This is a genomic window from Paenibacillus sp. 203, from assembly GCF_037027525.1.
Taxonomy (GTDB): Bacteria; Bacillota; Bacilli; order Paenibacillales; family Paenibacillaceae; genus Paenibacillus; species Paenibacillus polymyxa_B.
The window spans coordinates 49,609-62,467 of record NZ_JAXCHD010000015.1; the positions used below are offsets into that span (position 1 = coordinate 49,609).

The following is a 12,859-nucleotide window of genomic DNA, read 5'->3' on the forward strand; positions in this document are numbered from 1 at the left end:
GAATGTTATCCTCCCTTCTTATTTCTTTTTGTTCGCTACAGTCCGACGAGGACCTTTACGGGTACGAGCATTAGTTTTAGTACGTTGTCCGCGAACAGGCAATCCACGACGGTGACGAACACCACGGTAGCAGCCAATCTCAGTCAGACGTTTAATATTCAAGGAAATTTCACGACGCAGATCGCCTTCTACTTTAACTTCTTTGTCGATCGTTTCACGTAATTTGCTCACTTCATCTTCAGTCAAATCACGAACACGCGTGTTTGCACTGATGCCTGTTTCCTTCAAGATTTTCTGAGAAGTCGTTTTACCGATTCCGAAAATGTAAGTCAAGGCGATCTCAACGCGTTTGTCACGTGGCAAATCCACACCAGCTATACGAGCCATTTTACGCTACACCCCCTTCTATTAACCTTGTTTTTGTTTGTGTTTCGGATTTTCGCAAATAACCATTACATTCCCTTTGCGGCGAATGACTTTGCATTTTTCGCAAATAGGTTTTACAGAAGGTCTTACCTTCATGTTGATTACCTCCTCCAAGCTTTACCCTGGTAAAACTCGCTTCGTGAACATTCACATCGTTTTGCCGAGCAAAACAAGTTTTTTTAAATGACATACGTTTAATAAAAACCTGCATGAATTACTTGCGGTACGTTATACGGCCTTTGGTTAAATCGTAAGGCGATAACTGTACAACCACCTTGTCGCCTGTCAAAATACGGATAAAGTGCATCCGCAGCTTTCCGGAAACATGAGCAAGAATTTGATGACCGTTCTCCAGCTCTACCTTGAACGTAGCGTTCGGTAGTGGCTCGATTACCGTACCTTCAACCTCAATGACATCTTCTTTGGCCAAAGTCAGTCTCCTTTCTCTTCAGCTTGGTATTCGGACGAGTCCAGGAAAGTTTTCACTGCATGGCGCAGCTTTCCGTTCGTCACCCGACCGCTTTCGTTTAAACTGTTTACAATCTCGCTACTAACCTTTGGCTGAGGCACCAAATGAAGAACATTTTTCTTCTTCGCTTGATCAAACTTTCGTTTATCCCCATCCGCAATATATACAAACCTGCTATCTGCTACTGAAACGACAACCGCAATCTGTCCGGCACCTCTGCCCTTCAGAATCTTCACCAGCTGACCGATTTGCAGGTTTCCTTGCTGAATCATTCCAATCACCTACGCACTCAGTTTCGTGAAAATGTCCATGCCGCCCGTTTCGCACGTCACCGCTTGCTCGTTATGAGCACATGAGGTTACGTTCATCGTAACGACCGTCCAGTTGTCTTCCAGCGTCCCTACATGGTGAGAACCTATCTGAATCATAGATTCAATAGCCAGCCCAATGCCGGTTTTCAGCCTCGGCCCCTGCTCAGGAATACCACGGTTTGGATTCTCAATATATTGCCGAATGGCATGCGACATTGTAAACTGGCGAGTTTTCGCGATGATATCGCCTTTGTTTAACTTGCGTTTGCCGGGAAATCCGTGCACCAGTTGTTCGTTGACTGAAGCGCAAATGCTAGCAGGAAAACCGTTATAACCTTTAAAAGACGGCACAGCTCCCTGACTGCGAATATACCGATCAGCTAAATGATCAAGTTCACCGGTCGTAATACCGGGCTCGATGTGTCCTGCCAAGAGATGATCCGTCTCCGTATCTATTCTCTTAGCTTTCCTCATTAAGCTTGATTCCGTCCCCGACTTGCAAATGATCATTACAGCTAACCCCGCAACAAGGACACGATATTTTGGGAAACCACATCAATATCCTGTTCTCCGTCAATATGACGCAGAAGATTCTGGTTCTCATAAAACGTGAGGAGTGGTGCTGTTTTATTACTATATTCTTCAAGTCGTGTTCTTACGCTATCTTCATTATCGTCAGGACGCTGATAGAGTTCCCCACCGTCTTTATCGCAAATGCCTTCAACCTTAGGAGGATTAAAGACAATATGATAGCTAGTTCCGCAGCTTTTACAAACCCGCCGTCCTGTGATTCGTGCCAACAAGTTGTCACTATCCACTTTCAAGTTGATGACGTCATCTAGCTTCGTATTCAAACGACCCAAAATTTGATCCAAGGCTTCAGCTTGAGCCAAAGTTCTTGGAAAACCGTCCAGCAAGAACCCTTTCTTGCAATCTGGCTGTTGTAGCCGTTCTTCAACGATACCGATTGTTACGTCATCCGGAACAAGTTCACCCTTGTCGATATATTCTTTAGCTTTAATGCCAATAAGTGTTCCCTGTTTCATCGCTAGGCGAAAAGCATCACCTGTCGAGATATGAGGAATGCCGAATTCCTTCACAATGACATCTGCTTGTGTACCTTTACCAGCCCCCGGAGGGCCCATGATCAAAATATTCACAATCTGTCACTCCTCAAGACGACCCCTACACAAGAAACAGCACAAAAGGTGCCGGTAAGCATGCGAACATCCTAAGCCGGTACCTATTGCCTATTTGTTGATGAAGCCTTTGTAATGGCGTTTGATCAGTTGGCTTTCGATTTGCTTCATTGTATCCAGTGCTACACCAATGATGATGAGCAATGAAGTACCGCCAATTTGCACGGAACGAGGCAAGCCCGAAAGCGAACCGAAGAATACCGGCAAAACGGATATGACTGCCAGAAACAAAGCTCCTGTCATTGTCAAACGTGACATTACTCGTGTCAAGTATTTCTCCGTGGCTTTACCCGGGCGAATTCCCGGAATATAACCGCCGTTTTTCTTCATATTGTCGGCCATTTGCTGCGGATTCATCTGTACAAAGGTATAGAAGAATGTGAAACCGATAATCATTACGACATACAAAACCATGCCCAGCGGCTTGTCATAGTACAAGTAAGTGGTAATCCACTTAGCCCAAGCATGATCTGCCCAGAAACTCGCAATAATTGTCGGGAATTGCAGCAATGATACCGCAAAGATTACCGGAATAACGCCTGCCGCATTAATTTTCATCGGAATATGCGTATTCTGGCCACCGTACATTTTGTTGCCAACTACACGTTTCGCGTATTGTACCGGGATTTTCCGAATACCTTGCTGGATGTAGATAACACCAACAATAATCAGAACAATCACCAGGGCAATTATAATTGCCTTCAGAATATTCATAAACAGCTGATCTGCCTGAATAAACTGAGATTCTACAACCGTCCGAATATGTCTTGGAATACCCGCCGCAATCCCTGCGAAGATAACAATAGAGATACCGTTGCCGATTCCCTTTTCAGTAATTTGCTCACCGAGCCACATAAGGAACGTAGTTCCTGCTGTAAGCACAATGGCAATAACCAGATAATCTGCAAAAGTGGCTCCTGGAATCATCGCTGCACCGTACAGTCGATTAAAGCCAATCGACGTTCCGAATGCTTGAATCAGGCCAAGTATTACCGTACCATAACGCGTAATTTGAGCCAACTTCTTTTTACCATGCTCTCCTTGTTTAGCCCATTCCGCAAGTTTCGGAATCACGTCCATTGACAGCAACTGTACAATGATGGACGCTGTAATATATGGCATAATCCCGAGAGCGAAGATCGAAAACTGATACAATGCGCCCCCTGAGAAGGTGTTAAGGAGTCCAAACAACTCGCTTCCTGCCTGATCCTGAGAAGTAAAGACTTGCTTATTCACGCCGGGAACCGGCACGAAGGAGCCAATACGATATACAAAGAGTATAAACAGGGTAAACAGGATTCGGGTTCTAAGATCCTCAACCCGCCATATATTTTTCAGGGTCTTGAACATTAGATCACCTCGGTTTTACCGCCGGCAGCTTCAATTTTCTCTACCGCAGATTGAGAGAACTTGTTCGCTTTAACTGTCAACTTCACAGTGATTTCACCGTTACCCAGAATTTTAATTCCGGATTTGGCGTTTTTCACAATGCCATTGTTCAGCAAAAACTCAGGGCTTACTTCTGTACCCGCTGCAAAACTGTTCAAATCTTCGATATTCAAAACCGCATACTCTTTACGAGTAGGATTTACGAAACCGCGTTTAGGCAAGCGACGATACAGTGGGTTTTGACCACCCTCGAAGCCCGGACGTACACCACCGCCGGAACGAGCGTTTTGACCTTTATGACCACGACCAGAAGTTTTACCCGTACCGCTACTAGGACCACGACCCAAACGTTTACGTTCTTTGCGGGAGCCTGGAGCTGGGGAAAGCTCATGTAACTTCATCGTTCGTTGCACCTCCTTGATTATTGTTAAAATACTTTATTTCTTAAGCCTCAATTTCTTTAACAGAAACCAAATGGCTAACTTGATTAATCATCCCGCGAATAGCTGCATTGTCGGGTTGAACTACTTTATGGTTGATTTTACGCAAGCCGAGCGTTTTAACAGTCGTTCTCTGATTACCAGGACGGCCGATCAACGAACGAACGAGGGTAATTTCTAATTTCGCCATGATATTCCCTCCTTAGCCCAGCAGCTCTTCGATGGATTTGCCGCGCAATTTTGCAACTTCTTCAGCGCGTTTCAAGCGGGACAAACCTTCCAAAGTCGCATTGACCATATTCATGGAATTCGAAGAACCCAAAGATTTTGTCAAGATATCACCTACACCAGCAAGTTCCAGTACAGCACGAACCGGACCACCAGCGATAACTCCAGTACCTTCCGATGCCGGTTTCAACAGAACCCGGCCAGCACCGAACTTACCTGTAACAAGGTGAGGAATTGTTGTTCCTACGAGTGGAACGTGAACCAGGTTTTTCTTAGCATCTTCAATACCTTTGCGAATTGCATCAGGTACTTCGCCAGCTTTACCGATTCCAGCGCCTACCCAGCCGTTGCCGTCGCCCACTACTACCAGAGCACTGAAGCTGAAACGGCGTCCGCCTTTGACAACTTTAGCTACACGATTAATATTTACTACTCTTTCAGTCAGTTCCAAAGTATTCGGATCTACACGCAAGTCGTTAACCTCCTTTTGAGAAATGTCTTAGAATTCAAGGCCTGCTTCGCGAGCTGCATCAGCCAAAGCTTGAATCCGTCCATGATACAAGTATCCACCACGGTCAAATACGATGTTAGCATGACCTTTTTCTTTCGCACGTTTAGCAACGAGTTCGCCAACTTTACGAGCTGCTTCTACACTACCGCCGTTTTTGATTTCGCTGCTCAGTTCTTTATCCATAGTGGATGCAGATACCAATGTTACACCAGCTACATCATCAATCAGTTGTGCGTAGATATGCTTGGAAGAACGGAACACGTTCAAACGAGGACGTACAGCCGTACCTTCGATTTTCTTACGTACACGCAGATGTCTTCTGACACGTGCTTTATTTTTATCTTGTTTTGTAATCATCTCAAGTTTTCACTCCCTTCAGTTTGCCTTTTAAAACTTTATACTAAGACGCACTGGATAAAAAAGAAGTACGAAGTCTTTCCAGCAGAAAGACCGCACAAAGTCGGTAAGAAACTTATTTCTTCTTACCGGCTTTACCTTCTTTACGAATGATGCGCTCGCCTTCGTATTTAATCCCTTTACCTTTGTACGGTTCAGGTTCACGAACGGAACGAATTTTAGCAGCGTAGGCACCTACACGCTCTTTATCAATTCCGCGAACGATGATTTTAGTGTTCGAAGGAACTTCGAATTCGATGCCCGCTTCCGGTGTGATTTCAACCGGGTGAGAGTATCCAACGTTCAGAACGATTTTATCTCCGGATTTGCTTGCACGATATCCGACCCCAACCAGCTCCAGAGATTTTGAAAACCCTTCAGTTACACCACTTACCATGTTGTTGACAACGCTGCGGGTTGTTCCATGCAAAGAGCGGTGAAGTTTGTTGTCCGAAGGACGAACTACATTAATTTCATTGTTTTCCACAGTAACGGACATGTCTTTATGAAGCTCACGAGTCAATGTTCCTTTAGGACCTTTAACTGTGATTGCTGTGTTGTTCAAAGTCACGTCAACACCACTTGGTACTGTGATTGGTTTACGACCAATACGGGACATATCTGTTGCACCTCCTATCTTTTAAACGTTATCTTACCAAACGTAGCAAACAACTTCTCCGCCGGCTTTGGACTGACGCGCTTCTTTGTCAGTCATGATACCTTTGGATGTTGAAATGATTGCGATCCCGAGTCCACCCAGTACGCGTGGAATCTCATTGCTCTTCGTGTAAACGCGAAGACCTGGTTTACTGATTCTTTTCAAACCTGTAATAACACGCTCGTTGTTCGCACCGTATTTCAAGAAAATACGGATGATCCCTTGTTTGCTATCTTCAACAAATTCCGCATCACGAATGAATCCTTCACGTTTCAGGATGTCGGCGATTTGTTTTTTCATTGTAGATGCAGGCATTTCTACTGTTTCGTGACGAACTGTGTTCGCGTTACGAATACGAGTAAGCATATCTGCAATTGGATCAGACATAGTCATTGTGTATAAACCTCCTTCCCAAACAGGACTTTTTACCAGCTTGCTTTTTTCACGCCAGGAATCTGGCCTTTATAAGCTAATTCACGGAAGCAAATTCTGCAGATCTTAAACTTTTGCAGTACCGAATGTGGACGACCACAACGCTCGCAACGAGTGTAAGCACGAACTTTAAACTTTGGTGCGCGTTGTTGTTTGACTTTCATTGAAGTTTTTGCCACTTAGCCTGACACCTCCTAAATAGTTTCGGAGAACAGGGTGTCTTTAAAATCAGACGCCCGAAACGTTATGCCAACATTATTTTGCGAAAGGCATGCCCAGCTGAGTCAGAAGCTCACGGGACTCTTCGTCAGTTTTGGCAGTCGTTACGATAACGATGTCCATACCACGAACTTTATCAACTTGATCATACTCGATTTCCGGGAAGATCAACTGTTCTTTCAGACCAAGCGTGTAGTTACCACGTCCGTCAAAAGCTTTTGTCGATACACCATGGAAGTCACGTACGCGAGGAAGAGTAATGTTGAACAATTTGTCCAAGAAATAATACATACGCTCGCCACGAAGTGTTACCTTTACACCGATCGGCATGTTTTCACGCAATTTAAAACCTGCAATAGATTTTTTTGCGCGAGTGATTACTGGTTTTTGACCAGCGATCAGCTGCATGTCGTTGAGAGCTGAATCAAGCACTTTGGAGTTTTGGACTGCGTCGCCAACACCCATGTTGATTACAACTTTCTCGATTTTAGGCACTTGCATCACTGTTGTATAGTTGAACTTCTGCATCAAAGCAGGAGTGATTTCTTTCAAGAAACGTTCTTTCATTCTTATTGTAGCCATGAATCATATACCTCCTTTCTTCAAAAAATAATTAGTCGATCACTTCGCCAGAACGTTTTGCAATGCGCACTTTTTTTCCGTTGTCCAAAACTTTGTAACCAACACGAGTTACTTTTCCGCTCTTCGGATCAATGTGCATAACGTTGGAAACGTGAATCGGAGCTTCTTTCTCGATGATGCCGCCTTGTGGATTCAGCTGATTAGGCTTTTGGTGTTTTTTAATCATGTTAACACCTTCCACAAGCACACGGTTTTGACGAGGGTAAGCAGCGATAACGCGACCTTTTTTACCTTTATCTTTACCTGTAATCACCAGAACAGTGTCGTCTTTTTTGACGTGCAGCTTGTTGTTATGGGATTCCAGAACTTTTTTCACTTTTGGCATTTCGTACACCTCCTACGGGCACATTTTAAGGTGAGTTTAGATCACTTCCGGAGCCAAGGAAACGATTTTCATGAAGTCCTTGTCACGAAGTTCGCGAGCAACTGGTCCGAAAATACGAGTACCACGTGGGCTCTTGTCTTCTTTAACGACCACTGCTGCGTTTTCGTCAAATCCGATGTAGGAACCGTCTTTACGGCGGATAGAACGTTTAGTACGAACAACAACCGCTCTTACTACATCACCCTTTTTGACAACGCCGCCTGGTGTTGCTTGTTTTACGGAACAAACGATCAGGTCACCAATTTGAGCTGTACGACGTCCCGTACCACCGAGCACACGGATACACATCAGTTCCTTCGCGCCGGAATTGTCAGCTACAGTCAAACGTGTAAATGGTTGAATCATTTATTTATCCTCCTTTCGGAAAAACTACACTACATTAGATTATAACAGCTTTTTCAACGATTTCGACCAGTCTCCAGTTTTTGTCTTTGGACAAAGGGCGAGTTTCCATGATTTTAACAGTATCACCAATTTGTGCGGTGTTGTTTTCATCATGAGCTTTGAATTTCTTAGTTACTTTAATGCGTTTATGGTAGAGATCATGTTTTTTGTAAGTTTCTACAGCAATCACAATCGTTTTATCCATTTTGTCGCTGACTACTTTACCGACTAATACTTTACGGGCATTACGTTCGCTCATTGTTGGCCTCCTTCCTAATTACAGGCGGATTTTCCACCCGGTCTGATATCTTAGCTAATCCCAAGTTCTCTTTCACGGATCACAGTTTTAGCACGAGCAATTTCCTTACGCACAGCGCCGATCCGAGTCGGGTTATCAAGCTGACCGGTAGCGAGTTGAAAACGAAGGTTGAAAAGTTCTTCTTTAAAACCGGAGATCTTTTGTTCGATTTCAGCAGTGGTTAGGTTGCGGAATTCACTAGCCTTCATTTGCTTCACCACCCAATTCTTCACGTTTCACAAACTTAGTTTTGATTGGCAGTTTGTGAGCGGCAAGACGCATTGCTTCACGAGCAATCTCTTCCGGAACACCAGCAAGTTCGAACATAATCTTGCCTGGTTTCACTACTGCAACCCATTTTTCTACGTTACCTTTACCACTACCCATACGAACCTCAAGAGGCTTCTGAGTAATAGGTTTGTCAGGGAAAATTTTAATCCAAACCTTACCACCACGTTTGATGTAACGAGTCATCGCAATACGAGCAGCTTCGATTTGACGGTTAGTAATCCATGCAGGTTCAGTAGCTTGCAAACCGTACTCACCAAAGTTCAGTGTAGTACCGCCTTTTGCACGACCCTTCATATGACCACGTTGTTGTTTACGATGTTTTACGCGTTTTGGTACCAACATGATTAGTTGCCTCCTTCCTGAGGAGCTTGTTTCTTAGCTGGAGGAAGAACCTCTCCACGATAGATCCATACTTTTACGCCAAGACGACCGTAAGTAGTATGAGCTTCCGCTGTACCATAGTCAATGTCGGCACGAAGCGTATGCAGTGGAACAGTTCCTTCGCTGTACCCTTCGGAACGAGCGATTTCGGCACCGCCAAGACGTCCGCCTACTTGAGTTTTAATTCCTTTTGCTCCGGAACGCATAGTTCTTTGAATTGCTTGTTTCAAAGCACGACGGAAAGAAACACGACGTTCCAATTGTTGTGCAATGCTTTCAGCAACCAGAATTGCATCCAGTTCAGGATTTTTAATTTCAGAAATATTGATGTGTACCTTTTTACCGCCTGCGATTTTAGTAATTTCATTACGCAGATTTTCAACTTCGGAACCACCCTTACCGATAACCATACCTGGTTTCGCAGTGTGAATCGTTACGTTGACACGGTTAGCTGCTCTCTCGATTTCAACACGGGATACAGCGGAGTCTTTCAATCTTTTTTTCAGATGTTCACGAATTCTAACGTCTTCCAGCAAAAGATCACCGAAATCTTTGCCTGCATACCATTTGGATTCCCAATCACGGATAATACCGATTCGGAGTCCGACGGGATTTACCTTTTGGCCCACACGTTTTCCCTCCTTATTTTTCAGATACCACCAGAGTAATATGACTGGTGCGTTTGTTGATGCGACTTGCACGACCCATTGCACGCGGGCGGAATCGTTTCATTGTAGGACCTTGGTTTACAAAAACCTGAGATACTACCAATTTATTTACGTCCAAAGAGTAGTTGTGATCTGCATTTGCAATCGCAGAATTCAACAATTTCTCAACGACTGGAGAAGCGGACTTTGGAGTGTGACGAAGAATTGCGATCGCCTCACCAACCTGCTTACCGCGAATCAAATCGATAACAAGTTTCACTTTGCGAGCAGAAATCCGTACGGACTTAGCATGTGCTTTTGCTTCCATTGAGTTTACCTCCTCTCAAACACTACGCTGTGTTGATTATCTTCTTGTTTTCTTATCGTCATCCGTATGGCCTTTGTAGGTACGTGTTGGAGCAAATTCGCCCAATTTGTGTCCGACCATATCTTCCGTTACGTATACTGGCACGTGTTTACGACCATCATATACACCAAACGTATGTCCGATAAATTGTGGGAAAATCGTAGAGCGACGGGACCAAGTTTTGATTACCACTTTTTTGTCCGACTCATTCAAAACCTCTACTTTTTTCAACAGGTAACCATCAATGAATGGTCCTTTTTTGAGACTGCGACCCATTTATGAATCCTCCCTTCGTTAAAACGTAGTCGTTCTTTAATATGTTAACGTGCGACTCAAGCGCACGTTTTATTACTTAGTACGACGACGAACGATGTACTTATCAGATGCTTTACCTTTTTTACGTGTCTTGTAACCAAGGGTTGGTTTACCCCATGGAGACATTGGAGATTTACGTCCGATTGGAGCGCGACCTTCACCACCACCGTGCGGGTGATCGTTAGGGTTCATTACAACACCGCGAACTTCAGGACGTTGTCCCAACCAGCGACTACGACCAGCTTTACCGATTTTCACCAGTTCGTGGTCTTCGTTACCTACAGAACCGATTGTAGCGCGGCAAACTTTCAGAATGCGACGAACTTCACCAGAAGTCAAACGAATTGTAACATACTTTTCTTCTTTACCAAGAAGTTGGGCTTCCGTACCAGCGGCGCGAACGAGTTGGCCACCTTTACCCGGTTTCAATTCGATGTTGTGGATAACCGTACCTACTGGAATGTTTTCCAACGGCAAGGAGTTACCGATTTTGATATCGGAACCCGCACCGGATACCACTTCGTCTCCTACTTTCAGACCTTTAGGAGCGATGATGTAACGTTTTTCACCATCCACATAGTGGATAAGTGCGATGTTGGACGTACGGTTTGGATCATATTCGATCGTAGCAACGCGGCCCGGTATTCCATCTTTGTTACGTTTGAAGTCAATAATACGGTATTTACGTTTGTGTCCGCCGCCTTGATGACGAACTGTAATTTTACCTTGGTTATTGCGTCCAGCTTGCTTGCTCAGAGGTGCCAGCAACGATTTCTCGGGCTGATTAGTTGTAATCTCCTCGAAAGTAGATACAGACATAGCACGTCTGGCCGGGGACGTTGGTTTATACTTTTTAATTGGCACTGAGTTTCCCTCCTTACTTTACAGTTTCAATTATACCGTTTCAAAAAACTCAAGCGGCTTACTGTCTTTGCTCAGCGTTACGAACGCTTTCTTCCACTCGCTCGTATAGCCGGAATGACGTCCGTAGCGTTTTGGTTTTGCAGGAACACGAAGCGTATTTACGTTACTTACTTTCACGTTAAAAATGGCTTCGATTGCTTTTTTTACTTCGACTTTGTTAGAACGAATGTCAACCTCGAAAACGTATTTCAAGTCATTCATCATACCAGCCGTACGTTCGGTGATAACCGGACGTTTGATAATATCACGAGGATCCTTCATTACGCGAGCACCTCCTCTACCTTCTGAACTGCTTCCTTCGTAATGATCAGTTTGTCGTGTCCGAGCACATCAAGAACATTAATGCCGTCTGCGGCTACAAACTTCACACCAGGAATATTACGAGCGGACAGTGCTACATTATCATCATAGCTAGGAGCTACGATCAATGCTTTACGATCAGCTTTAAGGTTATTCAAAATGGCTGCGAATTCTTTCGTTTTAGGTCCGTTCAGTGTAAGAGCGTCCAATACGATAATTTCATTCTCAATCACTTTGGATGACAACGCCGATTTGATCGCCAGACGACGAACTTTTTTAGGCAATTTGTAAGCATAGCTGCGTGGAGTCGGACCGAATACAGTACCGCCACCAACCCATTGCGGTGCACGGATCGAACCTTGACGAGCGCGACCAGTACCTTTTTGTTTCCAAGGTTTACGTCCGCCACCACGTACTTCAGAACGTCCTTTTACTTTGTGAGTACCTTGACGCAGGGAAGCCAATTGCATAACAACAGCGTCATGAAGAACGTGCTTATTCGGCTCGATACCGAACACTGCGTCGTTCAATTCAATTTCACCAACTTGGCTGCCGCTAATATTAAATAGTGCTACTTTTGGCATTTCGTGTTCCTCCTTTCTTCAGTTGTTTATTTTTTCACCGTTTCTAATACTTTAACGAAGCTATTTTTAGGTCCTGGAATGGAACCTTTCACGAGCAATACATTACGTTCTGTATCGATCTTAACAACTTCAAGACGTTGGATCGTTACCGTTTCATGCCCCATGTGTCCTGGAAGGTGTTTACCTTTAGGAACGCGGTTAGCTTGAATGGAACCCATAGAACCTGGACCTCTGTGGTAACGCGAACCGTGTGCCATTGGTCCGCGGCTTTGTCCCCAACGTTTGATAACGCCGGCAAAACCTTTACCTTTAGAAATACCTGTTACGTCAACGAACTCGCCTTCTGTGAAGACATCAGCCTTCAGTTCTTGGCCAACCTCGTACGCAGCAAGGTCGATGCCACGAAGTTCACGAACGTAGCGCTTAGGTGCAGTATTTGCTTTTTTCGCATGTCCTGCTTCAGGTTTGTTGGATCTTTTTTCTTTCTTATCAGAGAAACCGAGTTGGATAGCTTCGTATCCATCGTTTTCCAGATCTTTCTTTTGCAGAACAACACAAGGACCTGCTTCGATAACCGTAACAGCAAGTACGTTACCTTCAGGGGTAAACACTTGAGTCATTCCGAGTTTTTTTCCTAAGATACCTTTCATGTTGACACCTCAT

Annotated in this window: 27 protein-coding genes; all 27 read right to left on the reverse strand. The window is 44.4% G+C overall.

What is annotated here, in order from left to right:
- Positions 1–18: 18 nt before the first annotated feature.
- The 27 genes from rpsM to rplC all read right to left on the reverse strand — a co-directional run bounded on the left by rpsM (position 19) and on the right by rplC (position 12,846).
- Complete coding sequence (gene rpsM, locus WA407_RS23775) at positions 19–387, reverse strand: 30S ribosomal protein S13 (protein WP_007432560.1); 369 nt, start codon at positions 385–387, stop codon at positions 19–21.
- Positions 388–408: 21 nt separating this feature from the next.
- Positions 409–522, reverse strand: coding sequence for a 50S ribosomal protein L36 (gene rpmJ, locus WA407_RS23780; protein ID WP_003333770.1), 114 nt, complete (start codon positions 520–522; stop codon positions 409–411).
- A 118-nt stretch (positions 523–640) separates the two neighbouring features.
- Positions 641–856, reverse strand: a complete 216-nt coding sequence (gene infA, locus WA407_RS23785; RefSeq protein ID WP_006212898.1) for a translation initiation factor IF-1 — start codon at positions 854–856, stop codon at positions 641–643.
- Positions 857–858: 2 nt separating this feature from the next.
- Positions 859–1,167 (reverse strand): KOW domain-containing RNA-binding protein, encoded by a 309-nt coding sequence (locus WA407_RS23790; RefSeq protein WP_336078564.1) that lies wholly within the window; start codon positions 1,165–1,167, stop codon positions 859–861.
- A 9-nt stretch (positions 1,168–1,176) separates the two neighbouring features.
- Positions 1,177–1,716 (reverse strand): M24 family metallopeptidase, encoded by a 540-nt coding sequence (locus WA407_RS23795; RefSeq protein ID WP_061831399.1) that lies wholly within the window; start codon positions 1,714–1,716, stop codon positions 1,177–1,179.
- Positions 1,717–1,721: 5 nt separating this feature from the next.
- Positions 1,722–2,366: an adenylate kinase gene (locus WA407_RS23800; protein ID WP_336078565.1), complete on the reverse strand. Its 645-nt coding sequence runs from the start codon at positions 2,364–2,366 to the stop codon at positions 1,722–1,724.
- Positions 2,367–2,456: 90 nt separating this feature from the next.
- Entirely contained in the window at positions 2,457–3,755 is a 1,299-nt protein-coding gene (gene secY, locus WA407_RS23805) for a preprotein translocase subunit SecY (RefSeq protein WP_061831397.1), read from the reverse strand.
- On the reverse strand, positions 3,755–4,195 hold the full coding sequence (gene rplO / locus WA407_RS23810; protein ID WP_013312149.1) for a 50S ribosomal protein L15: 441 nt from the start codon (positions 4,193–4,195) through the stop codon (positions 3,755–3,757). The genes secY and rplO overlap by 1 nt, the downstream gene beginning before the upstream one ends.
- 43 nt (positions 4,196–4,238) lie before the next feature.
- Positions 4,239–4,424 (reverse strand): 50S ribosomal protein L30, encoded by a 186-nt coding sequence (gene rpmD, locus WA407_RS23815; protein WP_013312150.1) that lies wholly within the window; start codon positions 4,422–4,424, stop codon positions 4,239–4,241.
- A 12-nt stretch (positions 4,425–4,436) separates the two neighbouring features.
- A complete protein-coding gene (gene rpsE, locus WA407_RS23820; protein ID WP_013312151.1) occupies positions 4,437–4,934 on the reverse strand; it encodes a 30S ribosomal protein S5 in 498 nt (165 codons plus the stop codon).
- 27 nt (positions 4,935–4,961) lie between these two features.
- Entirely contained in the window at positions 4,962–5,330 is a 369-nt protein-coding gene (gene rplR / locus WA407_RS23825) for a 50S ribosomal protein L18 (RefSeq protein ID WP_007432568.1), read from the reverse strand.
- A gap of 115 nt (positions 5,331–5,445) precedes the next feature.
- The gene (gene rplF / locus WA407_RS23830) at positions 5,446–5,988 is read right to left on the reverse strand and encodes a 50S ribosomal protein L6 (protein ID WP_013312152.1); all 543 of its coding nucleotides are present in this window, start codon (positions 5,986–5,988) and stop codon (positions 5,446–5,448) included.
- 33 nt (positions 5,989–6,021) lie between these two features.
- A complete protein-coding gene (gene rpsH / locus WA407_RS23835) occupies positions 6,022–6,420 on the reverse strand; it encodes a 30S ribosomal protein S8 (RefSeq protein ID WP_007432570.1) in 399 nt (132 codons plus the stop codon).
- A 32-nt stretch (positions 6,421–6,452) separates the two neighbouring features.
- Positions 6,453–6,638, reverse strand: coding sequence for a type Z 30S ribosomal protein S14 (locus WA407_RS23840; protein WP_010348808.1), 186 nt, complete (start codon positions 6,636–6,638; stop codon positions 6,453–6,455).
- A gap of 76 nt (positions 6,639–6,714) precedes the next feature.
- The gene (gene rplE / locus WA407_RS23845; RefSeq protein ID WP_254330775.1) at positions 6,715–7,260 is read right to left on the reverse strand and encodes a 50S ribosomal protein L5; all 546 of its coding nucleotides are present in this window, start codon (positions 7,258–7,260) and stop codon (positions 6,715–6,717) included.
- 31 nt (positions 7,261–7,291) lie between these two features.
- Positions 7,292–7,645, reverse strand: a complete 354-nt coding sequence (gene rplX / locus WA407_RS23850; protein ID WP_013312155.1) for a 50S ribosomal protein L24 — start codon at positions 7,643–7,645, stop codon at positions 7,292–7,294.
- A gap of 36 nt (positions 7,646–7,681) precedes the next feature.
- Positions 7,682–8,050, reverse strand: coding sequence for a 50S ribosomal protein L14 (rplN, locus tag WA407_RS23855; RefSeq protein WP_007432573.1), 369 nt, complete (start codon positions 8,048–8,050; stop codon positions 7,682–7,684).
- A gap of 34 nt (positions 8,051–8,084) precedes the next feature.
- Positions 8,085–8,348: a 30S ribosomal protein S17 gene (rpsQ, locus tag WA407_RS23860; RefSeq protein WP_007432574.1), complete on the reverse strand. Its 264-nt coding sequence runs from the start codon at positions 8,346–8,348 to the stop codon at positions 8,085–8,087.
- A 50-nt stretch (positions 8,349–8,398) separates the two neighbouring features.
- Complete coding sequence (rpmC, locus tag WA407_RS23865) at positions 8,399–8,596, reverse strand: 50S ribosomal protein L29 (protein ID WP_007432575.1); 198 nt, start codon at positions 8,594–8,596, stop codon at positions 8,399–8,401.
- On the reverse strand, positions 8,586–9,020 hold the full coding sequence (gene rplP / locus WA407_RS23870; protein ID WP_007432576.1) for a 50S ribosomal protein L16: 435 nt from the start codon (positions 9,018–9,020) through the stop codon (positions 8,586–8,588). Before rplP ends, rpmC begins: the two co-directional genes overlap by 11 nt.
- A 2-nt stretch (positions 9,021–9,022) precedes the next feature.
- On the reverse strand, positions 9,023–9,688 hold the full coding sequence (gene rpsC, locus WA407_RS23875; RefSeq protein WP_013312156.1) for a 30S ribosomal protein S3: 666 nt from the start codon (positions 9,686–9,688) through the stop codon (positions 9,023–9,025).
- A 13-nt stretch (positions 9,689–9,701) separates the two neighbouring features.
- Complete coding sequence (gene rplV, locus WA407_RS23880; RefSeq protein WP_013312157.1) at positions 9,702–10,034, reverse strand: 50S ribosomal protein L22; 333 nt, start codon at positions 10,032–10,034, stop codon at positions 9,702–9,704.
- A 36-nt stretch (positions 10,035–10,070) separates the two neighbouring features.
- Positions 10,071–10,349, reverse strand: a complete 279-nt coding sequence (gene rpsS, locus WA407_RS23885) for a 30S ribosomal protein S19 (RefSeq protein ID WP_007432579.1) — start codon at positions 10,347–10,349, stop codon at positions 10,071–10,073.
- A gap of 72 nt (positions 10,350–10,421) precedes the next feature.
- Positions 10,422–11,252, reverse strand: coding sequence for a 50S ribosomal protein L2 (rplB, locus tag WA407_RS23890; protein ID WP_013312158.1), 831 nt, complete (start codon positions 11,250–11,252; stop codon positions 10,422–10,424).
- Positions 11,253–11,282: 30 nt separating this feature from the next.
- On the reverse strand, positions 11,283–11,573 hold the full coding sequence (rplW, locus tag WA407_RS23895) for a 50S ribosomal protein L23 (RefSeq protein WP_013312159.1): 291 nt from the start codon (positions 11,571–11,573) through the stop codon (positions 11,283–11,285).
- On the reverse strand, positions 11,573–12,196 hold the full coding sequence (rplD, locus tag WA407_RS23900; protein ID WP_013312160.1) for a 50S ribosomal protein L4: 624 nt from the start codon (positions 12,194–12,196) through the stop codon (positions 11,573–11,575). Before rplD ends, rplW begins: the two co-directional genes overlap by 1 nt.
- Positions 12,197–12,222: 26 nt before the next feature.
- Positions 12,223–12,846, reverse strand: a complete 624-nt coding sequence (gene rplC, locus WA407_RS23905) for a 50S ribosomal protein L3 (RefSeq protein WP_013312161.1) — start codon at positions 12,844–12,846, stop codon at positions 12,223–12,225.
- Positions 12,847–12,859: the final 13 nt, after the last annotated feature.

Excerpts from the sequence above, each read along its gene's own strand:
- rpsM (WP_007432560.1), bottom strand. The coding sequence starts at position 387 with ATGGCTCGTATAGCTGGTGTGGATTTGCCACGTGACAAACGCGTTGAG.
- rpmJ (WP_003333770.1), bottom strand. The coding sequence starts at position 522 with ATGAAGGTAAGACCTTCTGTAAAACCTATTTGCGAAAAATGCAAAGTC.
- WA407_RS23790 (WP_336078564.1), bottom strand. The coding sequence starts at position 1,167 with ATGATTCAGCAAGGAAACCTGCAAATCGGTCAGCTGGTGAAGATTCTG.
- WA407_RS23795 (WP_061831399.1), bottom strand. The coding sequence starts at position 1,716 with ATGATCATTTGCAAGTCGGGGACGGAATCAAGCTTAATGAGGAAAGCT.
- secY (WP_061831397.1), bottom strand. The coding sequence starts at position 3,755 with ATGTTCAAGACCCTGAAAAATATATGGCGGGTTGAGGATCTTAGAACC.
- rplO (WP_013312149.1), bottom strand. The coding sequence starts at position 4,195 with ATGAAGTTACATGAGCTTTCCCCAGCTCCAGGCTCCCGCAAAGAACGT.
- rpmD (WP_013312150.1), bottom strand. The coding sequence starts at position 4,424 with ATGGCGAAATTAGAAATTACCCTCGTTCGTTCGTTGATCGGCCGTCCT.
- rplR (WP_007432568.1), bottom strand. The coding sequence starts at position 5,330 with ATGATTACAAAACAAGATAAAAATAAAGCACGTGTCAGAAGACATCTG.
- rplF (WP_013312152.1), bottom strand. The coding sequence starts at position 5,988 with ATGTCCCGTATTGGTCGTAAACCAATCACAGTACCAAGTGGTGTTGAC.
- rpsH (WP_007432570.1), bottom strand. The coding sequence starts at position 6,420 with ATGACTATGTCTGATCCAATTGCAGATATGCTTACTCGTATTCGTAAC.
- rplE (WP_254330775.1), bottom strand. The coding sequence starts at position 7,260 with ATGGCTACAATAAGAATGAAAGAACGTTTCTTGAAAGAAATCACTCCT.
- rplX (WP_013312155.1), bottom strand. The coding sequence starts at position 7,645 with ATGCCAAAAGTGAAAAAAGTTCTGGAATCCCATAACAACAAGCTGCAC.
- rplN (WP_007432573.1), bottom strand. The coding sequence starts at position 8,050 with ATGATTCAACCATTTACACGTTTGACTGTAGCTGACAATTCCGGCGCG.
- rpsQ (WP_007432574.1), bottom strand. The coding sequence starts at position 8,348 with ATGAGCGAACGTAATGCCCGTAAAGTATTAGTCGGTAAAGTAGTCAGC.
- rpmC (WP_007432575.1), bottom strand. The coding sequence starts at position 8,596 with ATGAAGGCTAGTGAATTCCGCAACCTAACCACTGCTGAAATCGAACAA.
- rplP (WP_007432576.1), bottom strand. The coding sequence starts at position 9,020 with ATGTTGGTACCAAAACGCGTAAAACATCGTAAACAACAACGTGGTCAT.
- rplV (WP_013312157.1), bottom strand. The coding sequence starts at position 10,034 with ATGGAAGCAAAAGCACATGCTAAGTCCGTACGGATTTCTGCTCGCAAA.
- rpsS (WP_007432579.1), bottom strand. The coding sequence starts at position 10,349 with ATGGGTCGCAGTCTCAAAAAAGGACCATTCATTGATGGTTACCTGTTG.
- rplW (WP_013312159.1), bottom strand. The coding sequence starts at position 11,573 with ATGAAGGATCCTCGTGATATTATCAAACGTCCGGTTATCACCGAACGT.
- rplD (WP_013312160.1), bottom strand. The coding sequence starts at position 12,196 with ATGCCAAAAGTAGCACTATTTAATATTAGCGGCAGCCAAGTTGGTGAA.
- rplC (WP_013312161.1), bottom strand. The coding sequence starts at position 12,846 with ATGAAAGGTATCTTAGGAAAAAAACTCGGAATGACTCAAGTGTTTACC.